Raw genomic sequence first — 26,495 nt, 5'->3', positions numbered from 1 at the left:
TTTTCTCCTATTCAAACAATGATTTTATATCTAATAATGAATCCAGCCTTGCATAAAGCTTTTCCTTAAGCTCCTCATCTGGTTCAGTTAAATCTGGAATCATTATAACATTACAGCCGGCTCCATAGGCACTAAGGCAGCCATTTGGTGAATCCTCCACTGCGTATGTCTCTGATGGACTGATACCAAGGCTCTCACATGCGTATGCATATATATCTGGAGCAGGCTTTCCAACCTTAACCATATCTGCGCAGACTACTGCATTGAAATACTCAAAAAGGCCAATCTTCTTAAGATATCGCTCTGCTCTTTCCTTAACATTAGCAGTTACAAGCGCAATAAATATATCATGGTCTCTGAGCCATTGCAAAATCTCTTTTGCTCCTGGCTTTAAAGGAATACCGGTCTCTGCAACCACATTTTCTACAAGCTGCCTACGATAATCGCGCACCTTAATATAATCGAAATCGTCACCATACCACTCTCTGAACTGTTCGACTGCGAAAGCACTTCCCAGTGAGCGAAGTATCAGAGGCTTTTCAGGTGTCATCTCATAGCCAAAATGCTCCATTGCTTTTGGCCATTGTTCCTGATAAATCTTTTCTGTATCTGTAAGTGTTCCATCTAAATCAAACAGAACAGCTTTTATTTCTTTACTCATAAGCACCTCTTGCATGTTTGCTAATCACTCTATAGAGCAGTGTTGTAGATACAATCATCATAATAACCTCAGTCACAGGCTGTGCCCAAATCATACCATTGAAACCAAATACGTGATTGAAAATCAATAGTAATGGCACATATAAAAACAACTGACGAACCAGTGTTATCGTAAATGCGTATTGAGGCTTACCCATAGACTGAAAGGAAGTACGACTCATGGATATGGCGCCTACAAATGGAAGGATACACATAAGTGTTCTAAGCACCTTTGCTCCTGTAGCGATTACATCAGGCGACTGTGTAAATATGCCAATCAGCTGCGGGGCAAATATTCCAAATATCGCCATCACACAAAGCTCCACAGAGCTTACTACTGCGATTCCTGATTTTAGAATATTAAGCATTCTCTTATAATTCTTTGCTCCGTAATTGTAGCCCATAAGAGGCTGGGTACCTGCTGCAAAGCCCTGATAAATATAATTACCCATGGAAAGAATCTTCTGTGCTACTCCCATGGCAGCTACTGTGAGCTCTCCATAGCCTACAGCTAAGTTGTTATTAACAATATAAGCTACAGATGTAAGAAGTGTCTCTAAAGTAGCTGGAACACCTACCCAAAAAATCTCTTTAAGAATCTCCTTAGTTGGGAGAATATATTTAATACTGGGTCTTAGTAACGATTTACCAGTTGCATATAATAAAACAGATGCCAACATTCCACAGGCATTTCCAAGTATTGTGGCAATGGCCGCTCCTCTTATTTCCATTCCAAGAACAAAAATGAAAATAGGATCTAAAATGATATTTACAACTGTTCCAAGCACCATTCCTATAATAGAAAACTTAGCTGAGCCTTCTGCTCTAAGGAGCTGTCCAAAGGTGTAATTTCCCATGGTGAAAATGCTTCCTAAAAGAATGATGAAGGCGTACTGACTTGTGTAGCCAAAGGTATTTTCCTTTGCTCCAAGTCCTGTAACAATCTGTGGCAACAGAGCTATTCCAATTATTGTTACTATAATACTATTTAAAACTGTAAGTGAAAAACCAACTGTAAGTGTATGATTAGCCTTTTCCTTATTACCTGCACCAAAGCTCCTGGCGATAAGGGATGCTGCACCTGTTCCTACCATATTAGATATGGCAATGGAAATCATCATTACAGGATAGGCTAAATTAACAGCTGCCAGCTGATAATCATCATGCATCAGGCCTATAAAATAGGTATCTACCAAGTTATAGAGAACCATTATCATCATGCCCATAATAAGTGGCACACCCATCTTTACAACAGCCTTAGCTGGTGCCTCTTCGCTAAGAGTGTATATTCTTTTATCTTTCTTTGTGTCTTCCATTTTAATGTCTCTTCTTTTTTGATTTTAAAAACCTCAATTACTATACCACATCCATACAAAAAAAGCTTCCCGACAGTAAAAGTCGAGAAGCCTTATAATCCCATTCATTACATAGAACGAACAGATTTTTCATAAACCTCATTAATTGTTGTAGCGCCATATTTACATAGCATAATAAGGTATGTAATAAATGCTCCTGAAATTATAAATATAAAAAATGCTCCTAAAATTGTATCTACGCTTATTGTTGAATCATAAACAGTATCTTCCAATTCAAGAAGAGCATCCTGTACATTTATCTCGTTAATATAGAATGATTCTTCTAAACTATCAACTTCACTTTCAAAAGTATTTCCACCATTATAAGCAGACCATCTATAAGAATTTCTATCTGCAGCATTTCCTAAGAAGGCCACAACTGAATCAGCATATTCACACAAGTTTTCTGCCGAAAATAAATCATGCTCCAATTGATCTATTCTCTCAGCCACAACAACAAAAACCGTCAAAATAACACAACCCATGAGTACCAAGTTTCCAATCAATCTCTTATTCATTTCTATCTCCAAAATCTAAATATCAAAATAATAGAGTTCTTATTTGTCACACAAGCTCAAGATTATATAAAGATTTTTCTGCGTTAACAACGATAATAGAATACAATTTTCAATTTAGTCTTATTGGATGCATTTGTGCACTTTGTAATCGCTTTGTAAAAATGACACACATTTTGTTATAAATAAGTAGAATAATTCATAATAATTAGACTAAAATAATATATATAAAAAATAGCCTGAGGCATAAGCCCAATGTCATTAAGTTAACATTGGGGCCGAGGGCCGAATGAATCAAAGAGGATGTTGGAACTGTTCCTTCATCCTCTTTTTCCATGTTTTTTTCACGTCAAAAAGACGGATTAGAATCCGCCTTATAATAGCGTGTAAAATATAAAGCTTTATGCTACTCTATAAAGGAAACCTCTGAAAATTCTTGCAGACTCGTATCTTACACGGTGCCTGTCTGGTCTAATGGGTACAAGATTTCTTGAAATGATGGTTTCCAAATCAGGTGGAGATGTTATACCACGGTAATACTTTCGGCACATGTGAGCAGCAACTGAAAAGTTGGCTTTATATGTATATTTTCTTTGTTTTTTCTTAATGACTACGTGCGAGGTAATCATTTCTGCAAAATTATACATTATCAAATGTGCATATAATTCCTGCTGTATGCATTCCACCTTTTTTGTGTGAAAATCAAGCATTCCCATGGTATATTTCAAATCCCTAAACGATGTTTCGATTCCCCATCTTAAAGCATACAGTTTCTTTATTTTTTCTGGTGGATACTTATTATTAGGAAGATTAGTTATAATTGTTTCATATGAACCCTCAGAAAGTTGGAATCTTACAATTCTAAATGAGAGTTTATAAAACTTGGTTGGTTCACCTTTTCTATTTTTATTTGGAAGATAATCAAAAATCGTATTGTTCGGAATCCATCTGTAATGATTTTTATCTTTTAATAATTCCTTCACTTTATTAGTTTGCTTCCGAGTGAGGTTAAGCTCGAAACTGATATCATAAGAATCCTCATTTGGTAGTGACAAACCCTGTTTAATTCCACATATACCATCTTTAATTCGAAACAAAAAATACCATCCTTTTTCTTGAATATGAGCTAAGTTGTTGTAACTTTCATATCCTCTGTCTGCCATTAAAAGAGCACTATCTAGCAAAGAACGATCAACCATCTCGACAAGAGCAAGATGCTCATTAGCATACTTTGATTTCTGAATAATTGCATCCTGATATATTTGATGCTGGAGATTATATAGAGCATTTAGGTGCAGGAGATTGTAAGGCTTTTGACCATTTGTGCCAGGCAAATAGGAATCCACATCATCTGGATTCGTTGGAATTTGAATTTTTGAACCATCTATTGCAAGTATAGGTAATTGATCATCAAAAGAATCACATAGTTTTTTTGAAAAAAGACGAAATATCGCCTCAAAAGCCTCTACTGTTATTTTACTTCGTTGCTGGCAAAAAGCAGACGCAGTTGGTGTTTCAGAACTATCATTAAATAAATCTAGCAATTCATTTGTAAGACTACCGCTTCCCATACCAATAATTCCTGTAATGACTTTTTCCATAGACAATTTTCTTTTCCGTGAGAAATTTCTTTCAGAATCAATACAGAAAGATTTTGCATTATCTGCAATTGTTTTAATTTGTGACATCAAAAGTTTCTTTACCATTTGTGGTTTCATGTGCGCCTCCCTGAAATTTGTAAATATACTTACAATTTCAAGGGCCGCTTTCGCTACCTCTGAAAATAATCAGTAGCGAAAGCGGCCGCACTTTTCTGCATTAATGTCAACCCTTTATAGAAAAAAGACCCCTGCATCATTCCTGATGCAGAGATCTTTATACATCCCTCTTAACTTAATGACATTGGGCATAAGCCTCAGGCTATAAAAAACTACTTATTATTTATCTCCAAAAACCTCGTAAATATTCACAAACCTTTTTAATAAAGCAGCATACCTGCTGAACCACATAGCGAACTACCTTCTCAACCTGCTCTCTAGAAGGTTTTTCTGGAGCTGGAGTTGGTGTTGGCTTAACTTCAGGGGTAGGTGTTGGTGTTACCACTGGAGTTGGTTCTGATGTAGGGGTTGGTGTTGGCTCCACTACCGGTGTAGGCTCAACCTCTGGGGTTGGTGTTGGTTCTACTACTATAGGTGTTGGCGCTACTGGAGTTGGCTCTGGTGTAGGCTCAACTACTGGTGTTGGTGTTACCACTGGAGTTGGTTCTGGTGTAGGAGTTGGGGTTGGCTCAGGAGTAGGTGTTGGTTCTGGCTCCTCAGCTGGCTCATCCTGCTTAAGTTCCTCATCGCTTGGTCTTACAGTAGTAACAAGAGTCTTGTCACCTTCAATCTGATCATGCTTTCCATTGTCGTTTACGATTAACTGAAGCACAGGTGCCACTTCCTCAGCATGTACTGTGATTGGTGCGAATGTTGTGTCAACAGCATCTTTAACCTTATGCATGAAATTAATAATATTATGTACAATATCGCCTACTGTGATTTCGTCAGATTCCTCTGTAGCCTCTGACTCATCGCCAGACTCTTCGGAAGCTTCCTCAGCAGCTGTAGCTACTGGCTCTTCAACCTCAGTTGTCTCTTCCTCTGCTACCTCTTCTGCTTCTTCCTCAGTCTCTTCTGCAACTTCCTCTTCTACTAACTCTTCATCAGCAACTACATCCTCAAGATACTGACTATCAATATCTACTGAATGCCATCCATTACCGATGTGAGTCATCTTTGTTCCTGGCCAATCACCAAGTGGTGAACCCGCTGACGTTCCATCTGCCTTCTTAAGCCAGCCATACATAAATACGTCACTGTCCCAGTCAGCATCAAGCTTGTAGTAAACTCTTGTCTTTCCTTCTGCAAGCTCTGGCTCTTCTTCGATTGCCTTAAATGCCTTTGGCTCCTCTGGATTAGAAGGTGCTGGCTCCTGAGGCTTTTCATTTACATCAGGTCTCTCAGAAATAAGGTCAACATTATTAATCTGCTCACCATTACCATTGTTATTAGCGATGAGATGTAATCCATTATGTGACAATGCATCTTCGCTGACACTTACTGAATACCAGTTGCCACCGATGTGCTGCATCTGCTTTCCTGGCCATCCACCAAAGTATTCTGTGTTGGCACCATCTGTCCATGCATACATGCTAACTTCATCCCAGTCAGCCTTGTTGTAATAGTAAATCTTTACCTCGCCATCCTTTAAAGCTGGCTCTTCCTCAACTGGTCTGTCTGTTGGCTCTTCGATAGGATTGAGCTCTGGATGAAGATTCTTTTCTAACTTAAGATTATCATTTTCAAGTGCATCTAAAGCTGCTGCCTTTGAAGCATACTTATACTTAGCGCCAATGAAGTAAACCTTCTTCAAGCTGTCGCACTTCATATCCTCAGTCTGGCGCTTGTCATCATCGCTTGTTGGCATATTGTTAAAGATGATGTTGAAGTTTGAGCTTGGAGCGCACTCAATAGTCTTCTTCCACCAGCCATCTCCCTCATATTCACACTGAGAACCTGGCCAGCTTCCCATATCCACATCGCCCCATGTATAAACACCTACATTTCCCCAACCAGCTGCATCATAAAAATGAACTGTTGTTGAGCTTCCGTTGATACCTGTTGCCTCTTCTGCCTCAGCCTTTGAAGAATACTTGTCTACAACAAGATTTCCACCTGGCTGATCTGCTGAAATAGCGATTACATTCTTGCTCATGTCTGACATTGAAATGTCAACTGTCTGAGCGCCGTCGTTGTTGTTAAAGATAATTGAGAAGTCATGGTCGCCAACCATCTTTACGTCAGCTTTCCACCAGTATCCCTCTTCATTAACAATTGGTGCACCTGGCCATCCACCAAAGTGCTGTGTTCCGTCTGTCCACGCATACGCATATACGGATTTCCACTCCTCTGTGTTGAGGAAGTAAACTGTCTTTGTAACAATGCCAAGAGCGTCCTCTGCCTCAGCCTTGCTTCCATATATCTTATTTGACTTTGCAGTCATAAATCTGCCTGACTTAGAAGTTACTTTAAACTCAGCAGACTTATTTGTTCCATCTGTAAATACTACTTTGAATTCCTTCTCTGGAATGGTAACTTTCCACCAGTTATCCTGTGTATAATCACAAGCATAGCTATTACCGTTAACAAGAGCGCTAACGTTAGCCCAACCATCGGTGTTGTGAAAGAAGATCGTGGAATAATCTCCGTCAGCTGGTGTATCAAGAACAACCACTGACTTAGCTGGAACTGTACCGTAGATGTTTCCATCTGATACTGTGTAAAGTCCATCTCTTCCTTCTACCGAATCAACATAAGTTCCATCTGAAAGATTAGTCTGCGAATCAAGTGCAAAATCATTTTCGCTTGCATTTACAATTACAACTCCCTTAGTACCTCTTTCAATCATTAAGATTGATGAGTTATTTCCTGGATTTCTGAGATTCTCAGAAAGTCCTTCCATTGCTGTTCTAAACTTGTTAACAGCAGCTACCTCAGGTGCTTTGTATATATCGCTACCTGCATCACCGATGCGATTAGCACCCCATGGGTTCTCAGCTGAGCTTCCCTCTGGACGGCTGAAGAAAAGTGGAGTTCCATCGGCACGTGCTGCAATAATTGCCCATCCAAGGATAACTTCTCTGTCGTCAACCTCGTTGTAGCTGTGATCATTAATATAGTTATCGTGAGACTCTACCCAAGTTACAAGCTTGTTTGAATCAGCTGTGTAGGTAGTTCCCATAGATGTGTCATCACTAATCTTGTAGCTTTGAAGCTTCTTTACAGAAACATTGCCTGAAGATGTAGCATTTCTGATTGCTCCACCGTAATTGCTGGCTACTGTTCCTCCAAGCATATCCTGGTATGCAGCCACACGTGATGCATCACCATCAAGAACCTCGCCATATACGAAAAGGTCTGCATAATCCTTTGAGCCATAAGCATCAATAGCTGCCTTCATATTTGGATAGAAATTGTTTCTGTCCTCCTGACCAGCATACTCCTCTGGAACCTGATCATCTGGAAGTGCAATGTGCTTTGCAGTATCAATTCTGAAACCGTCTGCTCCACAGTCGATACAATCCTCAAGGAAATCATAGAAGTACTCCTGGAATCCAGGATTCTCTGTATCAACGTCTGGAAGACCACCCATTGCATCGTATGTAACAGATACACGGTTGTCATACTTCATTCCACCATCATCGCCATTCTCAACCTTTGCGCCGATGTGATAAAGAGCATCCTCTCCACCTGCAGCTGCCTTTAAATCCTCAGAAACCTGATCATATAAAGGTGTTGTGTGGTTAGGAGCGATATCTACGATGATACCAATGCCGTACTTGTCAGCCTCGTCACACATAGCCTTAAATTCAGCACGTGAGCCAAGCTGATAGTTTCCAATCTTCCAGTCTGTTGGCTGATAGTGATAGTACCAACGACCTTCGTCTTCTGTGTCTCCATAAAGAGCCATTCCGTTATGGATAGAAAGACAATCATTGATTGGTGATGTCTGAACTGCTGTGTAGCCTGCAGCTGCAATCTCTGGCATCTTCTCCTTTATGGTATTAAAATTCCAACAAAATGCGTGTAGAATTGTGCCATCATGAATTGATGACCTTGTGACAGCAGATGCTGCCTGAACTGAATCCATTCCCTGTGTAGCAAATACACTAAGATTTGCACCAGGAATGCCTGCTACCATGGCAAGTGACATGGCAACTGCGACGAATCTCTTCGCCATCTTACCCATTCTTTTCATTAATGTGACCTCCCTAAACATACTAGTTTTTAGATGCTTGCCTAAGGCATCTGCGCAACTACTTGCGCATAAGTATTTTTAGAGATTTCCTTCCCCCATTAATTTAAAATATAAGGCTTTGACACAAAAAGGTCAATAGCATTATTTTGTCATTTTAATGCGCAACCCCATAAAGAGTTGCGCATGTAATTTAACCTTTTACAGAACCGGATAATCCTTCTACATAGAACTTCTGTAACCATATAAATAGAATGACAATAGGTATTGCTACTATCACTGCCCCCGCAGCGAACTGTGTATAGTATCTGTCGATACGTCTGAAATCTGTCAGCCAGTATAAACCTACTGCAACTGTGTACGAGCTTTGCTTATCGCCAAACAGCATACTTGGGAAAATGTAATCCGACCATGCTGCAAGGAAATTAACAAGTGCCGTATATACGATAATTGACTTTGATAGAGGCAATGTAATGTGAGTAAAAATCTGTAAGCGCGATGCCCCGTCAATTATGGCTGCCTCATCAACAGCTCTTGGAATAGTATCGAAAAAGCCTTTGCTTACGTGATATCCCATAGCCGCTCCCGCTGCACTTACAATGATAAGTGCCACAAGTGACTGATTAAGTCCGATTCCCTTAAGGATGTTATAAACTGCAATCAGCGACATAAATCCTGGGAACAAACCAATAATCATAAGCACGTTCATAAATGCTTTTCGTCCTGCGAATCTTGTACGGCTCAGTGTAAATGATGTAGCAAGAATAATCAGTGTATTTAACACACATCCACAGATAGCTACTATAAATGTGTTTACCCACCATTTTCCAAATGGTATTACGCTGTCCTTGGCAAATAGCTTCGTAAAGTTTGAAAGTGTAAGTCCCTTTGGGAAGAAATATCCCACATAATATCCCTGTTCCGCACGAAGTGCTGTAAGTAAAATCCAAAGGATTGGAAACATCCAAATAATTCCCATTATAGTAAGTACAATATAGCCAGTGTTTGTCTCATTTAGCTTCATAACAAAGATTAATGTGAGAAAAGCAAAAATGAATCCACCATAATAACCTAATCCCAGATCCTTGTTTAAAAATCCCCTGGCCAATCCAGCTTTTTCAACTATTGTCTTCGTTGAAAATAATAATACTGTTATGGCCACTGTATTAATTGCCTGAAGACATTGCCATATCTGCACCTTCACCTTTGATTTTGAAATCAGATTCACTACCACAAAGCCAAAGGATAATATCGTAAATACGATAGTTCCATAGACAGCTACATTTAATTTACTTCCACCCTCTGTGTGAATTAACATTGATGTCATGTGGAAAAAATTATGCTTGCTGCCTTCTATATTCACATAAGGGAGGAACAAGCAGATAAACTGCAAAATTCCAAACACTACTGCCCTTGTGAAATACTTTATATTTAATCCTATAACCGCCTTTTTCATCAGCTGAATCCCTCCTCATTCTTAAGTGAATTTGACCTTGAAAATGATATCAGGGTAAAAATCGCTGAAATAACAAATATAATAATTCCGATTGTTGCCGCTAAATTAAAGTCGTTGCTATCCTTAGTCAGCTTGTACAACCAGGTAACTAAAAGGTCTGTCTTTCCTGCACCCTTATAGTAATCAAGAGTGTGTGGTTCACCTGCTGTCAGGAAATAAATAGTGTTGAAATTATTAAAGTTGCTAATCAGGTTTGAAATCAGATATGGAGTAGTTACGAACCACATATATGGGAAGGTAATCTTCCTAAACATGGTCACAGGTCCTGCTCCATCGATTCTAGCTGCCTCATATAATTCCCCTGGAATATTCATTAATATGCCGCTCACCATCAACATTGTAACTGGAACACCTATCCAGAAATTTACAATGATAACTGAAAATCTGGCCCATGTAGCATTTGATAAAAATGGAAGTGATGCACTTGTAAATCCCCACTGCTGAAGGAGCACATTGAATATTCCTTTTTCACCTAGCATTGTAGCTACTACTCTAAGTGAAATAAAACCTGGTATTGCCATGGTAAATACGAATATCGTTCTCCAGAACTTTTTAAATCTAATACCCTTTGAATTGATAATCATTGCTAAAATCATTCCACCAAAATAGCAGGTAAATGTGGCTGCAAATCCCCATACAAGAGTCCAGCCAAGTACAGGCCAGAATGTAGATGCCAGTCTGTCGCCTGTAGAAAGCAATGTTATAAAGTTCTTTATTCCTACCCAGTCAAAAAGATTTCCTGGTGGCTGATGATTCTGATCGTAGTTTGTAAATGCCATCAGAATCATGTACAGAAGTGGCATTACCGTAAATACGATAAGTCCTACCACTGGAACACTGAGTAATAAAAATCTGATGTTATTGTTTGAAAGACTTCTTACATCCTCCAAAAAGTTGTTGTTATGTTTTCCTGCCAAAGCTCTGTCTCTGGCAGCCTTTCCAGATGAAACTGAAAATAATCCAACTGATATAACAACACATGAAATAACTATTGTGATTACTCCGTAGAGAAGAATCAACATGGAGTTATCTCCGGCTGTCATTTCGTATATTCCGATTTCCTCATTGAAATTCATACCCTGCAGCTTGTCACCAAGAGTGATTAGCTGGGCGAGATTTCTCGCCCCGCTAATAATCATGAAGAGTATGTATGAAATTTCTAATGAAAGAAAAATCAAACCTTTAACTATCTGTCCGTGGATAATATTTAAAAGACCCCAGACCACATATGATAATTTTGTATAAATATCCTTAATCATAATAATTTCTTCTATTCTGTAAGAGTTCCTGTAATGCTGTCTACTAATGAATCAAGCTGAGCCTGAAGGTTTGCTGATGTAATATCGCCATAGTAGATTCCTTCGCCAAGAGCCTTCATAGGATCCCAATAGTCTCCCATCTTTGGAATACTTGGCTGGTTTGTCGCGTAAGATGCCTGCTCATTAAGTGCCTTTGCTACGAAATCAGCTGAGATTGCGTCGCTAGAAGCCAATGACTCAAGCACTGGAATATCTCCCTGATTCTCATATCTTGTAAGACAGTTTTCTGGATTTCCCATAAATACTGCAAGCTGCTGTGCTGCAAGTGGATACTGTGTATTTGACTTAACAGTGATTGTCTTGAAATCTACGAAGTTTGAAAGCTGAACCTTGTTGCCTCCGATTGTAGCTGTAGGAAGTGCAACTGCTCCAAGCTTGTCCCCAAGTGCCTCTCTAAACTCTGGTGCTGACCAAGCTCCTGATGTGATAGCACCAAGGTTTCCTGCCTTGAATTCAGAACCTCCTGCTCCATCTAAATCTTCGATGTACTTAGGATTCTTTACAAGATCAACAATATACTGACCAGCTGCAAGACCAGCCTCGTTGTTGAATGTGCAATCTGTTGCATCCTTACCGTCATCACCGAATAATGTACATCCATTTCCAAGGAAGAACATCTCTGAGTACCATGAATCAGTGATGTGTGTACTGAAGTTGTACTTTCCATCTCCTAAATCCTTAGCCATGATAGTATCAAGATCCTTCACATCTTCCTCTGTGAGAAGATCCTTGTTGTAGTACATGAAAAATGTATTTGGTGAAAATGGAACTGCGTAAGTGATGTCGTCCACTGTAACTGCATTTAAAGCACTCTCTGGAAGCTCATCCTTGATTGTCTCGTAATCCTTTGTAATTGGAAGAAGGAGTCCCTTTCCTGCAAGATCCGCTACACCGCCTGATGGTGTATAGAAAATATCTGCTGCAGTATCAGCATCTGTATCAAGTGCCTGTGGTGCTTCGTCAATACCTACTACTGCAATCTCGTATGTGATGTTAAATTCATCATGAATCTCATCAAACTTCTTAACCATTGCATCTGTAATCTCTACCTCTTCCTCAGGTACCCAGATTTTAAGAGTAACATCCTGTGTCTCTCCTTCCTGAGCTGTAGATGCTGTAGCGCTACCCTCGCTACTCCCGCTGCTAGCTCCACAGCCTGTTACTGTGCCTGCTACCATTGCAGCTGAAAGCATGGTAGCTACTAATCTTTTCATTTTCATTCTTTGTTCCCTCCATACCTTTTCTTTGGTTTTGCGTTTAACTCATTTTAAGGAGTTAAACATTCTTCTTCATTTGTTTCTTTGGGTTTTATTTAGGTTAATCGCTTAACTAAAATATAGTCATCGAACCCCAAATCGTCAAGAGGGATTTTTTATTTTGTGATTAATTGACAAAAAGAGACCAATTTAATTTGGCTAAAAAATACAAAAAAGGCTTCCCCAAAAATGGGAAGCCTTACACCTCATCCGTCAGCTTTGCTGACGCTTTTATTCACTTATATCCTTTACTGACTGACGTTCTATCAGCTGCACCGGCAAATGCAGATCTTCTCCGCCATCCTTTTCTCCCTCAAGAATCCTGAACATTCCTTCCACAGCTGCTTTAGCCTTGGCAGAAAAATCCTGAGAAATTGTAGTAAGCTTAGGTGTCATGAATTCGCACTCTGGTAAATTATCAAAACCGACCACGGAAATATCCTCCGGCACCTTAAGACCACACTGCTTTATTCCTTCTACTACACCAAAGGCAACCACATCCGACATGGTGGCTACGGCAGTGTATTTCTTCTTTGCAAGCATCACATCCAGACCTACGCTTACTGCATTTTTGTAAATAGTATCTACCTTGAAAACATCATCCTCAGTAAAATCTATATTAAGCTCCTTCAGGGCTGCAGTAAAGCCCAGATATCGCTCTCTTACTACTCCAGCCTCATGATAGTCCGGGCAGACCAAAGCTATATTTCTATGGCCCTTTCCAGCCAGATATCTGGCAGAAAGATAACCACCTCTGTAATCATCCAGACCTACATTAACTGTATCCTTTATGTCTGAATAAGTATCAAGAAATACTACCGGTGCCCCCAGGGCATCCTGAATCTCTGCCACATCCTTTTCCATTACACCAAGGAAAAATGCTCCATCTACGTTCCATGAAGAAAGCAGAGGTATTACCGCCCTGCAGTCTGGAACGCATCTCAGCATAAGATAATAATCCCTGTTTCTTACAAAACGCTCGATGGCAGCCACCATGCGGGCATAGTATGGGTTCATGAGGAAATCATCCTCAGCCCCTATATATGGAACCACCAAACCAAGAATCTTACTCTCTTTTTTAGCGAGAGATCTGGCCATGGCATTTGGCTTATAGTCTACTTCTTTGATGATTTTTTCTATTTTTTCTCTGGTTTCCTGAGAAACCTTGCTATTATTACCATTTAGAACATTTGACACTGTAGCGGTACTAACCCCGGCAAGTGCCGCAATATCTTTTAAATTCATCTTTATTCCCCATCCTTAGATTAAACGATTAACCACTATTAACTATAAGTCTTTTGCCAATTAAATGTCAATTAATTCACCTACATTAACTCAAGCAAAGCATCCTTAACCATCAGATTAATATTTGCCCCTGAAATCCACTGCTTTAACTCATCCATAGACTTACAACTTCTGACAGCATCAAAGGTTCTCTCCTTTTCTAAGATATCCATCCAGCCATTCTCAAGGATAGAAAAAGCTGCTTGCTCAATATCATTTTCCTCTTTAAGCCTTCCTTCAATCTCCCAAATATAATCCTGTTGAACTGGAATCTCAGGAGTAATATGCTTCTCCACTTTTCCTTCCAGACCAATAACCTGGATTTCGTATGTACGTTTTTCTGGAATAAGTGCAAGATTGCCCTCTGCCCCATGGATAACTACACGAGTGACATTCCTATCACTAATATATTCAGTGGTAAATCTTGTGGTTACAAAATCTCCATTTTCAAAGTTCTTGCTGCAACCATCATCCTCAAACATGGTAAACTCACCATTTTCTCCAGCACCGATAAGAAGTTTAATGTTTACTGGATTACTTACATCATTTCCAACATTCAATGATAATGGCACTATTCCACCAGCCTTAATAAGAACTGGAATGGAATCAATTGTTCTGTAAAGATTTCTTCTGCCTTCTGTATATCTGTAGCCTGTGAAAATATCGAACCAGACGCCCTCTGGAATAAGCATATTTGCCTTTGCCATACGGAGATTATCATCTGTCTTTTCAGTAATTGCTCCTACCAAAAGATTATCTCCAAAGAAATATTCATTTCCTACCTCGTAAGCATCCTTCTTATCGTTTATACGATAATACATTGGTTCCAAAAGCATCTGACCATCTGTGTACATCTTATAATTCATAGAATAGATGTATGGAATCAGCTGATGACGAAGGCGCATAAATTCTCCCATAACTCTTCTATAAGGCTCAGAAACATTCCAAGGCTCCTTATTGAAGAATGGGCTGCAGCTGCTGTGTAATCTCATAATTGGAGAGAATACACCAAACTGAATCCATCTTATAAGACGCTCCTCATCCTTTGTGCCCATCATGTGGCCACCAATGTCATGGCTCCACCAACCGTATCCAATGTTTGAAGACAACGCTGTGAAATAAGGCTGAAAATCCAGACTCTTCCACGTAGCTACAGTATCTCCTGAAAATCCCACAGGATATCTGTGGCTTCCCACTCCGCCATAGCGAGAGAAAATCATTCCACGACGATTTCCTCTGTTTGAATCCTCATAGTGATAATGATTCAAAAGGAATAATGGGTCTACAGCATTTTCCTCTCCGGTGCCCTGCTGCCAGTCTATCCACCAGAAATCCACACCATCATCCTCATAAGGATCCATTACTATATCAAAATAAGCTTTTCTAAATTCAGCATCTGAAAAATCAAATTCAATTGGTCTTTCACTGGCAGGATCCACTCCCAGTCTCTTTGCCATCTTTTCATACATTGACTCAAATGCTCTGATTCCATCTGCTGGATGTAAATTAAGTGTTGTTGCAAGTCCCCTATTTTTTAGTCCCTTCAAAAAGCCCTTATAATCTGGAAATAAATCTTCATTCCAGGTATAGCCTGTCCAGCCAGTTCCGTACTTTGGATCAACATTTGTAACATGCCAGTCCATATCCAAAACTGCCACTGAAACAGGGATATTCTCCTGCTCCATTTTATCTAAAAGCTGATTGTATTCCTCTGCTGAATAGGCATAATAACGGCTCCACCAGTTGCCAAGCGCATATCTAGGCAGCATAGGTGTTTTTCCACAGAGTGTGAAGAAATCCTTCAATCCGCCTCTGTAATCCTTTCCATATCCAAAGAAATAAAGATCATGCCCTTTATTTTCTCTTGCTACAAATTCTCCATCAATCAGCAATGCACTGTCACTGTCATCAAGGACAGCAAAACCCTTTTCTCCAAAAATTCCATATTCAAGACAGACACCACCATCTGCGTTATCAAGTGTACGGGCAGTACCATAAAGGTTTTTGTCTGAATTTCCATAAACGATGCTATAATGCCAAACCTCACCACTTTCCTTTAGCTCTATCGTCAATCCATCTGGTGAGAATTCTTTGCCATCGTATTTAAAAATCAAATCATCTGTCTCTAAAATAAGGAGTCCATCCTTGTGAAGTGTTGTGTACTCCACCTTTGGAAATGATCTGTTCACCACCATCTGAGTTGGTGCATCAACAAAATCATAACCAGCCTGATACTCCATTCGAATAAGCCTGCTGGTAAGCACAGTTATTCTATATTTATTTCCAATTGTCATCGTCGACCTCTCTCTACTACATAAAACTATAATTACAGAGCTCGAACCTTTTGTTGGGGATAAAAAGAGATAAAAAAGAATTTTAGACAACAAAAGGTTTTCGCCATAATAAGCGAAAACCTTTTAACCCATGTCCGTATTATACGTTGCACCAAATCTAATTGCAACTATTATTTTACAGAGATGTAAATTTCTGAGTTGTATCGTTCAGCTGCTCTGTAACCTCGGTATTCTTGTCCATGGCCTTGAAAATGTTCTTAATACCAGTAACAATCTCTGCTGAATTCTCTGCACTCATAGTAATTGCTGTAGAGCTTTCACGAACGGAATTTGTAATTGTATCTACAGAATCAACCATATCCTTCATAATTACATTAAGGCTTTCTGCCTTCTCAGTAAATTCTGTAAGCATCTCGTTCATAACCTCTGCAGTATGTCCATACTTCTCGCCAGTATCAACGAACTCATCATAATCTCCGATTACAGTTCCATTGATGAAATCAAGAACCTCTTCTGCACTGGAAGCCAAAGTCTTAACTGCCGCTGTAACTTCACTGGCTATCTCCTGAATAGTAGCTGCGGTCTGTCTTGAATTAGCAGCAAGCTTACTAATCTCATCTGCAACAACTGCGAAGCCCTTTCCTGCTTCGCCTGCTCTTGCAGCCTCAATAGAAGCATTAAGAGCAAGAAGATTTGTCTGGCTGGCAATGTCCAAAATATCATTTGTAAGATCACTAATCTGATCAACTTTCTCTGAATCCTTAACAGACTTTTCAAGTGTCTCTGAAAGATCTGCCATCTTAATGCCTACATCTGACTTCTTGGTATTAACCTTAATCTGAAGCTCCTCTGCCTCAGTCTTAATTTCGTTTGCTGTCTGCGAGCCTTCCTCAGCCTGATTTGTAATCTTTTCAGCTGCTTCTTTAACATCCTCAACACTCTCATTGATTGATGCAAGAATACCAACTACAGATTCCATATTAGCTGAAAGCTCCTCAAGTGCTGCAGAGGAACTTGTTACATTATCATCTGCAATCTGAAGCTGTGAGTTAACCTCCTCAGAACTATCTCTAAGTACTACTGTACCATCCTTAACATCCTTCATAATTCCCTGAAGTGTCTCGATGAAATGATTTATACCATTCTTGATATAAAGAAGCTCTGATCTGGTCTTTGTATTAATTCTTGCTGTAAGATCGCCCTGTCCCCTTTGGATGCTATCGATAATATCATTTACCTCAGCACTCATAGACTTGATTCGTGCAACTACACTTCTATAGGTCATGAGGAAGTTGAAGATAATAAGTAAAATGAAAATACCAATACCGATTGCAGCTATAATATTTCCTCTCTTAAGAAGGTAATTCATATTAGCCTTGGTATTTGAAGAGTTTTCTTCGATTGCCTCATCCAAAATCTCTGTTGAATGGATAATAGCAACCTTCTGAATCTCTGCCTTATCAAAGAGTATCGCATATGCGTTATCCTGATCTCCAGCATCACACTTCTCGATTGCCTTATCAATAAATGAGCACATTCTGTCGTACTGAGCTTCAATTTCCTGAAGCTGTGCTGCTGCGTCCTCATTGCTGTATGCGGCAAAATCTGTGGTCAGCTGTGAAATATCCTCTGCTATTGTAGACTTAGCCACTTCTATCTGAGGCAACAATGCTTCCTGCGTTTCTGCTGAGCCTGATGCTATATAACCAGTTACCTGATCATAAAGAGACATAATATCTGTTTTCAGCTTTGCATCATGTGTAGTCAGATTCATCATTGAATCAAACATCTCAACACTGGTGCTTGTAGAGGTGTTCATTGATGTCATGATCATAACCATAACTATCAAAAATGCTATAAGCATACCAATATTTAAGAGAGATATCTGTACAACTATTGAATGAATTCCGCCTACTTTTACGTCTCCGTTATCCTTCTTACTCATAACAAACACCCCCCCTTCCTATAATTTAGCGTACCATTCTTCAATGGTACGATTGAACTCATCCCTAAAGCCTTCCGCAGTAAGCTCTCCATTTGCATATCTATAATAGCTGTAGCAGAAGCCTCCTTCTCCGTTACCAATACCTTCAGGCAGGTTCATCCAATGCCAGTTGGAGGTTTTTCCTGACGCAATGTAGTCTGAAATAGTCTGTGCGAATGGATCTGAAGCCACATACTTGCAATCTGTAAATGGGCTTACACAACCTGCTGATTCTACCAAAATCTTCTGGCCTGCATCCTCTGAACACCACTGAAGAAACGCCTCAGATGCTGCCACATTTCCTTCCTTGAATACTGCCCACCATGAAGGTGCCGCTGTAAGTATTGTCTCCATTCCATCCTCAAATGCATATGGAACCATTCCTACCTTGAAGCTTCCTGCGGCTGCATAAGCTTCAGAAGAGGTAAGAGATGCACCAATCCATGAACCCTGTGTGATAAATGCGTACTTTCCAGCTGCGAAATTTGCAACCTGATCATCGTAAATACCAGTTGTTAAAAGCTCTGGGTCAGAGTATTGATTAAACAAACCTATCATATTTGCAAAATTTAGGAATCTGGAATCATCCACCTTCTTATCATTTGCAATCATATCGATGTAGGTTGTATCATCACGTGCCAATCCAGAATCTATATATGCGCCAGTAATATGATTACCAGCTGACCAGCCTAAATTAACTGGCTCTGCACAATAACCAATTACTGCTTTAAGTCCTAATGCATCCTTATTAGCAGCTACTGCTTCGAAAGCAGCACGAAGAGCATCTGGTCCTGTGATAGACGCTGGGTCAACACCGCACTTCTCTAAAATGTCAGCATTATATGCCAATCCGATAGCCTCTGTAGTATAAGGGAAGCCCAGAGTTCCATATGTACTGTCTACATAGGCGGCCTCTGTTCTCTTTGCCCAGTCCTGATCGCTCATATCTACAAGCAGACCTTCCCAATTACCAAAGCCCGAAGCCTCGCAGGCAATTATATCTGGCATCTGGTCAGACAGATAATATCCCTTTAATGTTGCCTGTGCATCAACACCAGCTGGGACATTAATCACCTTTACCTCCACGCCAGTGGCTGCCTGATAAGCCTTAGCAAGCTCTTCAACCTGAGAATTAATCTCACTTTTGATGTTTACCATCGTAATTGAGCCACCAGCAGATGTATCACCAGTATCACCACTTGCTGCCTCTTCCTGCTTTCCACAACCACCCAAAACAGTGGCTATAACCAGGAACAAGCACATCCACACACTAATCTGCTTTCTCATAAGTTTTCCCCTCCTGCCCTATTAGTAAGCATACGTCTACCCAATTAGTATAGGGAACATGGATTAAAAAAATGTGAATTATCTATTAAAATTCACGGTTTTAGAGAATATTATCTGATAATTATCCTAGACAAAAAAAGAGCCTCCCGAAGGAGACTCAATAATTAAAGGAGCACTATTCCTTAACACCACCAAGTGCAACGCCTGCAATGATGAATTTTGAAAGGAACAAGTACGCGATGATAATAGGTACGATTGCAACTGTAATCATCATGTAAACCTTACCCATATCGAAGTTCATATAATCAGCACCACGAAGAGTAGCAATAAGAATAGGTACTGTAGCCTTCTCCTTTGACTGGAGAATAAGTGCTGGAACAAAGTAGTTATTCCATGAACCTACGAATGTGAAGATAGCCTGTACTGCTACGGCTGGCTTCATAATTGGGAAGATAATTTTGTTGAATATCTTCATCTCGCCACAACCATCAATTCTTGCAGCTTCAACAAGTGAAAGCTGAAGGTTTGACTGAAGGTAGCTGTACATGAAATAGAAAACAGCTGGACTTGCAATCGAAGGTAAAATAAGTGGAATTAATGTATCATATAATCCCATATTTGTAATAAGACGAAGGAAACCAAGTGCTGTAACCTGTGTAGGCATTACAAGGATAATCATGATGAATGTAAATGCCACCTTCTTAAGCTTGAAGTCATAAACATAAAGTCCATAAGCAGTAAGTGCTGAGAAGTATGTACAGATTGCAGCGCAAAGGCTGGATACGATAATACTGTTTCCGATACCCTTCATCATTGGGAATGTACCGTCATTTGCAACTGCGTTAAAATTCTTACCGAAGTAATTCTTTGGAAGAGCTGAGAAGCCCTTCTGTAAATCTGCATGCGAACATGTAGAGTTGATAATCAAAATATAGAAGAAGAATAAGCACATAAAAGCAAGAATAATTAAAACTAAATGTGCTATGAAGCTTCTTGCAACTCCCGCAAAATCTTTTCTTGCCATTAGTTCTTTCCTCCCTTCGCTGCCTTCATTCTCTTCTTGGCAGCTTTCTTTTCAGCCTTTGCATCATTATCCTGTCCGTTTACCATCTTATAAACAACAAGGCAAAGAATACCGCTGACAATAAACAAATAAACTGAAAGTGCACCTGCGCGACCGTAATCTGGAGCGCGAAGTAAGTTGTTGAGCCACATAATAAGTGTGTAGCTTGTTCTGTTTGGATTTCCCTGTCCGTTTGTAAGGATCTGAGGAACGTCAAACATCTGAAGACCACCGATAAGTGATGTGATTAATGTGTAAGTCAAAATTGGTCTAATAAGTGGCAATGTAATATGGAAGAATGACTGTCTAGGTGTGCAGCCATCGATTGATGCAGCCTCGAAAATATCAGGGCTGATACCCATAATTGCCGCCATAAGCATGATTGTTGTATTACCAAACCACATAAGGAAATTCATAAGTGCAATAAGAAGTCTTGTTCCTACTGGTGTTCCCATGAAATCAATTGGTCCATTTACAATTCCAAGGCCTGTAAGGATGTTGTTAACAGGACCTGATGTTGAGAACAAAGTAAAGAATAACATTGCAAATGCTGATGCCATAATAAGATTTGGTAAATATATCACCACCTTGAAGAACTGTTCACAACGGATTTTAAGACGAACATCTACAAACCATGAAGCAAGTAGAAGTGCGATGATAATCTGTGGAACAAATCCAATCATCCAAAGGATAAAGGTATTTCCCATATATGTGAAGAAATCCGCACCCATCACATTGATATAGTTATCAAATCCCACGAAAGATGGTCCTACGATACGAAGACCAGAGCGGTAATATTCATAAAAACTATACCTAATCGTGTCTAACAGTGGTATCAATGAAAAAATGAAATAAGTCACAAAGAAAGGCAATATGAAAAGGTAGCCATACTTTGCTCGGCTTATACTTTTTGCTTTTTTCATAATGTAAATCTCCTTAAAAAGTCGGGGCAGACTTATGCCTGCCCCATATATATTTGGGATGAATAGAGAAAGCTAAATTAGATATTTCTATTCTGGCCAGTTAACAGCTGTGATATCTGGATATCTCTCCATAATAGCCTTTTCGAAGTTAGTCTTAGCTGTTTCGAAGTCAACCTGACCCTGGAAGTAATCACCAAATGAGCTCTGGATAAGCTCTACACAACCCTGATCATATGGTGAAAGTGTTGTCATCTGGATAGATGCAGCTGCTGGCTGGAAGTACTTGAATGGATTCTCACCGCCAAGGAACTCAGCACCAAAGCTCTCGTCCTCTGCGATTTCCTTCATACCAGACTGTGTATTTGTGAAATCAAGATAATCCTTTGTAATCTTCATAAGGTTATCCTTGTTTGCTGTAACAGCAAGGATGATTTCCTTAACGTGCTCTGGGTTATCTGTACCAGCACAACCGTGAACGAAAGAACCACCCCAGTTGAATGCCTGTGGACCATCTGTAACTGCCCATTCACCAGCTTCGCCATCCCAGTTTGGATTAAGTACGAAATCGATACCCCAAGCTGGAAGTAAGAAACCAAATACCTTTGAAGCAGAACCCATTGACTTGTTCCAATCATCTGTCCACTGACCCTTGATGTTCTTATCAAGAAGACCAGCATCAAGCCAATCCTTAGAATCGTTAATCCAGTTGATGATCTGTGGATCTACGTTAATCTCTGTTGAACCTTCCTCAACCCATGGAGCTGAAATGCTGTTTCCATAAGCACGGAATGTATCTGCATAACCTGCAAGTGTGAAGTAACCCTTAGCCTTAAGCTCTTCGCCTGAAGCCTTCATTGTTGCCCAATCAGCAACCTTTGCGTGAATCTCGTCTGGATCATCTGTTCCAAATGTATCCTGAGCGATGTCTCTACGATATACGAAAAGACATGGGCAAGCCTGCCATGTAGAACCTCTCTGTACTCCGTTAGCATCAGAAGCAACTGTCTTTGTGAAGTCATACTGATCAGCTAAATCTGTTTCTGGGTCAATACCGAGGTCTGTAAGTGGAATAGCTACATCTGCCTCAGCGTCTGTATACTTAACAACATAATCTGTCTCTGAAAGGAACATATCAATCTTGTCATCATCTGCTGCTGTAGCCTGGTTTAAAAGACCCTCATCAAGCTTTGACTGATATACACCGTCCTGGTTAGGATTTACTGTCCAGTGAATCTCTGTACCATCTGTAAGGTATGTGATTGTTCCATCGTCAGATGTGTGATCGACCTTGTCATAAACTGCCTCAACTCTTGTTCTGAACTCGTCGTTCCAGCAGTAAATGTTAATTACCTTTCCTTCTTCGCCTTCTGCAACATAGCTGCTATCCGCACTAGCATCTGCTGCACCGCTGTTGTTACCAGCTGCGTCTCCCCCGCAAGCTGTAAGTCCTGCTACCATAGAGAAGGCAAGCATAAGACTAACTACTCTTTTTTTCATTACTTTTTCCTCCTTAAAGAAAACTACTTTGGGATTCCGTTTTTATCTCCCTTAAACGTTTACTATATTAATTTTTCGGCAATCTTTTTAATATCAAATTCATTGCTAAAATATAAAAATCATGCTATGCTTTTCTAAAAATTTAATCCGTTTTATAGAGGATAAAATAATGAGTAATATGAGTAATTTATTTATTAATGTGAATGACGACGGTGATGAGGTTGTTCATCGTCATCAGAATGCCGAGCTGTTATTCTATCAGCAGGTTGCCAAGGGGGATATTGATGCCATCCGTGAAAACTGCTTAAAGCATGAGTTTTTGAATCAAGCAGGAGTTGGCATTCTTTCAAAGGATCCTCTACAGAATCTGAAATATCATTTCGTTGTTTCTGTCGCGATTATTTCTCGTCTTTGTGTAGATAATGGAATGGAAATGGAAAAATCATACAGACTTTCAGATTATTACATTCAGTGTTTAGATGACATTACTTCTATAGAAAAGATGGAGCAGCTTCACGACCGAATGGTCACTGACTACACTGGCAAGATGAAAATCATTCGTCAGAATGCAGGTCTTTCACGTCCTATGACAGAATGTATGAATTACATCTTCTCTCATTTAAAAGACCGTATCACTGTAAAGGATCTTGCAGAATACACAAGCAACTCTGCCAGCTATATTTCACGTCTTTTCAAAGAGGAATTAGGTGTTTCCACTAGTGATTATATTAGAAATGCAAAATTGGAAGCTTCGAAGAATCTTCTTAGATATAGCGATTACTCTCTTGTTGAGATAGCAAATTATTTTTCATTTACGTCTCAGAGTCATTTCTGCCAACTCTTCCAGAAAGAGACTGGCCTTACACCAAAAAAGTACCGTGAAAAATATTACGGTACTCATTGGAAAGGAACTGAGGGGGATATAATGGATTATATCCCCCATGAAGAATGAAGATATGTTATCCTAAAGTCACGATAATGCTATTGCATTTTGGAAGGTTATCAATAACTTCTCGTGAGATAGTAACCTTAGTTTCATCAAAGGCGAGTTGGCCCTCATTAAGGCTGGCCGCCTTTATTTTATATGTGCCCTGCTGAAGCTTTGATGCATTCGCATATACGATATCAAATCTCTTATCAGCAAAGTTCAAACTAATCTTAGCCTCGCCGGCTTCATCAAACTGTTCTTTTAAAAGTGCAGGAGCAAGAACCAAATTTCCTGCCTCCCCCTTAACGCCAAACACCTCAGTAATCATAGTCAATAAATACCATGATGCTGCTCCAGTCAGGTAAGGATATTTACCTCGACCCTTAGCATCAAAATACTCAGGGATGCCTGGATACATGTGACTTATATTGAAATTCATAGAAGCTTCTGAAAGAGCATTAAGTGATTTGTATCCCTCTTTAGCGAAGCCTCTCTGATACAATGCATTTGAATACATCACAGCCATATGTGAAAATACCGCGCCATTTTCTTTCTCCCCGTAAGCAAAGCCGAACATTCTGCCAAGGTCGCCCTTAAGCTCATGGAAGTCAGTATTCAGCCTGTAACCTCCAATCTCTTCCCTGTACAGATATCTGTCTGCAGCCTTACTTATATATTCTATCTGCTGGTCAGTTGCCACATTACCCATAATTGCAAACACCTGACCTGTCAGCATCATGCGAGTTTTTTCATCATCCTTATCGTAGCATTCAACTCTACGACAGCTATCATCGTAGTAGCTATTGAACCATCCCTGGCCCTCATCACCTGAAATCCATTCCTGTTTATTCAGATGTTCTGTAAACCATTCTGACATTTCCATAAGCTTAGAAACCAATGTAGATACTGGAATAGAAATCTGCTTACCAGAAACATCTCCTTCAACAAGCTTGCAATACTTATCTAAAAGCTTAGTCTTTTCTGTTACTGATTCGTAAATCTGAACGTATGAATCCAAAAGAACGTTAAGCTCAGAGGCAATGGAAATAGTATCGATGCCGGTATTCTCTGCATATTCCTGAATCAATTTCGAAAGGTCTTTAAGATTTCCAGCATATGCGTATGAGAATGCAACGGACTCACCATTATGTGATGCCATATCAAGAGCATCGTTCCAATCAGCTCCACGAAGCCTTAATGTATTGTGCTCTCCCACCTCGTAGAATGCGCAAAGGTTCTGAACGAGAAGATGCTCGATGATTGAGCCCTCGTATACCTTACCATCTTCACTATACTGATGGTTGCCTACTGTCTCAAACTTTTTATCTATAAGATTTCCTCTGTGTACGATGGAATCCTTGAAATAAGGAACCTTTTCCTTGAGGATTTCATAATCACCTGACTGATGAATATAAAGAAGCAAGGTCTTCAGTGGCCAGTATGCATGATCCATCCAAACTCTTGCGATTCCATTTCTATCAGCAATAAAGTTACCAAGACCGTCACCGATGATTGTGGCATTGGTACCATCCATTCTGACACCACCAAAGTTTGCAACAAGCATCTTACGAACATCATCTGGCTCCATGAAGAGAAGTGCCAGGCAATCCTGCCATAAATCTCTCCATCCTCTTCCGCCTCTACCATAATCATGGTATGGCAAGAAGGAACAACCATAGACTCTTCTAAGGAATGGCTGGAAAGCTACCCAAGCCATAAACTCATCGAATTCTTTATTACCTGTGTGAAAAGCTACATTAACCTTATCGCTCCAATATTTCTTTGTAGCCTCAAGTGCCTTTTCAACATCTTCTTTTGTAGCAAGCTTCTTCTTTGCTGCTGCAAACTCAGCCTCATCTTCAGCCACACCAATTAATACCGTATATACGATTTCTTCCTTAGGTTCAAGTGTAGCCTTGGAGAACTTTAATCCACCAACAGCCTCAAGACCAGCGAAGCTTTCACCAGCTCCACAACCTGCTTCCTGACGATATACACTTCTTGGCTTTGAGAAGCTGCCACCCTCACCAATGAATGACTCAACAGTTGGGAAGAATGATTCTGGCTTGTTGCCCTTCTCATCAAAACCAATTACAAAGTATGTCTTATTATTTAATCTGTGTCCCTTCTCATCGAAAGACATAGTTGGCTTTACAGTAACACCATCTTCTATAGTAGAAATTCGGTGGAGCATAGATGTAACGTTTCTATGATCACGAAGGTTATCTGCAGAACGTCCAAAAATAGGAATTGCTGCAATAGGGGTTATAACCTTTGTCTGTTCGGAGATATTTTTAATTGTTACTGACATAACTTCAACATTTGCATCTACAGGGACAAATGAAGTAATCTCTGCCAATACACCAAGGCTACTGTTTGCTCTTGTAGCGGTATGCCACATAAAGCCAGCGGAAACAAGGCTCTCATCCTGCTCCATTGTGAATTTCTTACTCTCCTGCTCTGCAGAAGTACCAACAGCTGACCATACAGAACCGTTGTCCATATACAGCCAGAAGTTACGGCCATTTTTATTATTGTGGAGGTTCTCCACGCTCACTGGCTCGAGAAGAAAGGTTTCCTGATTTACCATAGCGTCACCACCAAGATTTGGTGTAACAGATGACTTTAAACCCTTCTCACCAGCTATTGGAAAATAAAGGTAGCTTGTGTCCTCGGCTCTGCCGATTTTAAAGCTTCCCTTGTTATCTAAAAACTCAAACTTACCTGTATTGATTGTTTTTAACATATCATACCCCTCACGAAATTTATTTTGTGATTA

17 protein-coding genes are annotated in these 26,495 nt (G+C 39.9%); 1 reads left to right on the top strand and 16 read right to left on the bottom strand.

Features of this window, described 5'->3' with window-relative positions:
- Positions 1 to 7: 7 nt before the first annotated feature.
- The 15 genes from BMZ41_RS04910 to BMZ41_RS04825 all read right to left on the bottom strand — a co-directional run bounded on the left by BMZ41_RS04910 (position 8) and on the right by BMZ41_RS04825 (position 22,788).
- On the bottom strand, positions 8 to 661 hold the full coding sequence (locus BMZ41_RS04910) for an HAD family hydrolase (protein ID WP_090165530.1): 654 nt from the start codon (positions 659 to 661) through the stop codon (positions 8 to 10).
- Positions 654 to 2,015: an MATE family efflux transporter gene (locus tag BMZ41_RS04905; RefSeq protein ID WP_090527320.1), complete on the bottom strand. Its 1,362-nt coding sequence runs from the start codon at positions 2,013 to 2,015 to the stop codon at positions 654 to 656. Before BMZ41_RS04905 ends, BMZ41_RS04910 begins: the two co-directional genes overlap by 8 nt.
- 107 nt (positions 2,016 to 2,122) lie before the next feature.
- Positions 2,123 to 2,572 (bottom strand): CotH kinase family protein, encoded by a 450-nt coding sequence (locus BMZ41_RS04900; RefSeq protein ID WP_090527317.1) that lies wholly within the window; start codon positions 2,570 to 2,572, stop codon positions 2,123 to 2,125.
- Positions 2,573 to 2,970: 398 nt separating this feature from the next.
- A complete protein-coding gene (locus tag BMZ41_RS04895; RefSeq protein ID WP_090527314.1) occupies positions 2,971 to 4,287 on the bottom strand; it encodes an IS4 family transposase in 1,317 nt (438 codons plus the stop codon).
- Between the two features lie 223 nt (positions 4,288 to 4,510).
- Positions 4,511 to 8,368, bottom strand: a complete 3,858-nt coding sequence (locus BMZ41_RS15560) for a starch-binding protein (protein WP_177184152.1) — start codon at positions 8,366 to 8,368, stop codon at positions 4,511 to 4,513.
- A gap of 190 nt (positions 8,369 to 8,558) precedes the next feature.
- Positions 8,559 to 9,821, bottom strand: a complete 1,263-nt coding sequence (locus tag BMZ41_RS04870; protein WP_207646135.1) for a sugar ABC transporter permease — start codon at positions 9,819 to 9,821, stop codon at positions 8,559 to 8,561.
- Positions 9,821 to 11,140, bottom strand: a complete 1,320-nt coding sequence (locus BMZ41_RS04865) for a carbohydrate ABC transporter permease (RefSeq protein ID WP_090527311.1) — start codon at positions 11,138 to 11,140, stop codon at positions 9,821 to 9,823. The genes BMZ41_RS04870 and BMZ41_RS04865 overlap by 1 nt, the downstream gene beginning before the upstream one ends.
- Before the next feature lie 11 nt (positions 11,141 to 11,151).
- Entirely contained in the window at positions 11,152 to 12,420 is a 1,269-nt protein-coding gene (locus BMZ41_RS04860) for an extracellular solute-binding protein (protein WP_090527309.1), read from the bottom strand.
- A 267-nt stretch (positions 12,421 to 12,687) separates the two neighbouring features.
- Positions 12,688 to 13,701, bottom strand: a complete 1,014-nt coding sequence (locus BMZ41_RS04855) for a LacI family DNA-binding transcriptional regulator (RefSeq protein ID WP_090527306.1) — start codon at positions 13,699 to 13,701, stop codon at positions 12,688 to 12,690.
- Positions 13,702 to 13,781: 80 nt separating this feature from the next.
- Positions 13,782 to 16,034, bottom strand: coding sequence for a glycoside hydrolase family 31 protein (locus tag BMZ41_RS04850; protein ID WP_090527303.1), 2,253 nt, complete (start codon positions 16,032 to 16,034; stop codon positions 13,782 to 13,784).
- Positions 16,035 to 16,209: 175 nt separating this feature from the next.
- Positions 16,210 to 17,979 carry a methyl-accepting chemotaxis protein gene (locus tag BMZ41_RS04845; protein ID WP_090527300.1) on the bottom strand — a complete coding sequence of 590 codons (1,770 nt, stop codon included), beginning with the start codon at positions 17,977 to 17,979 and terminating at the stop codon, positions 16,210 to 16,212.
- Positions 17,980 to 17,997: 18 nt separating this feature from the next.
- Positions 17,998 to 19,305 (bottom strand): ABC transporter substrate-binding protein, encoded by a 1,308-nt coding sequence (locus BMZ41_RS04840; protein WP_090527297.1) that lies wholly within the window; start codon positions 19,303 to 19,305, stop codon positions 17,998 to 18,000.
- 175 nt (positions 19,306 to 19,480) lie between these two features.
- The gene (locus BMZ41_RS04835; protein WP_090527294.1) at positions 19,481 to 20,329 is read right to left on the bottom strand and encodes a carbohydrate ABC transporter permease; all 849 of its coding nucleotides are present in this window, start codon (positions 20,327 to 20,329) and stop codon (positions 19,481 to 19,483) included.
- Positions 20,329 to 21,294 carry a carbohydrate ABC transporter permease gene (locus BMZ41_RS04830; RefSeq protein WP_090168775.1) on the bottom strand — a complete coding sequence of 322 codons (966 nt, stop codon included), beginning with the start codon at positions 21,292 to 21,294 and terminating at the stop codon, positions 20,329 to 20,331. Before BMZ41_RS04830 ends, BMZ41_RS04835 begins: the two co-directional genes overlap by 1 nt.
- Before the next feature lie 84 nt (positions 21,295 to 21,378).
- Complete coding sequence (locus BMZ41_RS04825; RefSeq protein WP_090527291.1) at positions 21,379 to 22,788, bottom strand: ABC transporter substrate-binding protein; 1,410 nt, start codon at positions 22,786 to 22,788, stop codon at positions 21,379 to 21,381.
- A gap of 169 nt (positions 22,789 to 22,957) precedes the next feature.
- Between BMZ41_RS04825 and BMZ41_RS04820 the strand changes: the two genes are divergently transcribed.
- Positions 22,958 to 23,740, top strand: a complete 783-nt coding sequence (locus BMZ41_RS04820) for a helix-turn-helix domain-containing protein (protein ID WP_090527288.1) — start codon at positions 22,958 to 22,960, stop codon at positions 23,738 to 23,740.
- A gap of 7 nt (positions 23,741 to 23,747) precedes the next feature.
- Here BMZ41_RS04820 and BMZ41_RS04815 read toward each other — a convergent pair whose 3' ends face one another.
- The gene (locus tag BMZ41_RS04815) at positions 23,748 to 26,462 is read right to left on the bottom strand and encodes a GH36-type glycosyl hydrolase domain-containing protein (protein ID WP_090527286.1); all 2,715 of its coding nucleotides are present in this window, start codon (positions 26,460 to 26,462) and stop codon (positions 23,748 to 23,750) included.
- Between the last annotated feature and the right edge of the window lie 33 nt (positions 26,463 to 26,495).

The organism is Pseudobutyrivibrio sp. UC1225, from assembly GCF_900115215.1.
GTDB lineage: Bacteria > Bacillota > Clostridia > Lachnospirales > Lachnospiraceae > Pseudobutyrivibrio.
Note: the sequence above shows the minus strand (reverse complement) of the source record. Positions and strands in the feature narration are given on the sequence as shown.

Coding starts and splice junctions, on each gene's coding strand:
- BMZ41_RS04905 (WP_090527320.1), bottom strand. CDS start 2,015: ATGGAAGACACAAAGAAAGATAAAAGAATATACACTCTTAGCGAAGAG.
- BMZ41_RS04820 (WP_090527288.1), top strand. CDS start 22,958: ATGAGTAATATGAGTAATTTATTTATTAATGTGAATGACGACGGTGAT.
- BMZ41_RS04895 (WP_090527314.1), bottom strand. CDS start 4,287: ATGAAACCACAAATGGTAAAGAAACTTTTGATGTCACAAATTAAAACA.
- BMZ41_RS04845 (WP_090527300.1), bottom strand. CDS start 17,979: ATGAGTAAGAAGGATAACGGAGACGTAAAAGTAGGCGGAATTCATTCA.
- BMZ41_RS15560 (WP_177184152.1), bottom strand. CDS start 8,368: ATGAAAAGAATGGGTAAGATGGCGAAGAGATTCGTCGCAGTTGCCATG.
- BMZ41_RS04850 (WP_090527303.1), bottom strand. CDS start 16,034: ATGACAATTGGAAATAAATATAGAATAACTGTGCTTACCAGCAGGCTT.
- BMZ41_RS04865 (WP_090527311.1), bottom strand. CDS start 11,140: ATGATTAAGGATATTTATACAAAATTATCATATGTGGTCTGGGGTCTT.
- BMZ41_RS04835 (WP_090527294.1), bottom strand. CDS start 20,329: ATGGCAAGAAAAGATTTTGCGGGAGTTGCAAGAAGCTTCATAGCACAT.
- BMZ41_RS04855 (WP_090527306.1), bottom strand. CDS start 13,701: ATGAATTTAAAAGATATTGCGGCACTTGCCGGGGTTAGTACCGCTACA.
- BMZ41_RS04815 (WP_090527286.1), bottom strand. CDS start 26,462: ATGTTAAAAACAATCAATACAGGTAAGTTTGAGTTTTTAGATAACAAG.
- BMZ41_RS04870 (WP_207646135.1), bottom strand. CDS start 9,821: ATGAAAAAGGCGGTTATAGGATTAAATATAAAGTATTTCACAAGGGCA.
- BMZ41_RS04900 (WP_090527317.1), bottom strand. CDS start 2,572: ATGAATAAGAGATTGATTGGAAACTTGGTACTCATGGGTTGTGTTATT.
- BMZ41_RS04910 (WP_090165530.1), bottom strand. CDS start 661: ATGAGTAAAGAAATAAAAGCTGTTCTGTTTGATTTAGATGGAACACTT.
- BMZ41_RS04860 (WP_090527309.1), bottom strand. CDS start 12,420: ATGAAAATGAAAAGATTAGTAGCTACCATGCTTTCAGCTGCAATGGTA.
- BMZ41_RS04840 (WP_090527297.1), bottom strand. CDS start 19,305: ATGAGAAAGCAGATTAGTGTGTGGATGTGCTTGTTCCTGGTTATAGCC.
- BMZ41_RS04825 (WP_090527291.1), bottom strand. CDS start 22,788: ATGAAAAAAAGAGTAGTTAGTCTTATGCTTGCCTTCTCTATGGTAGCA.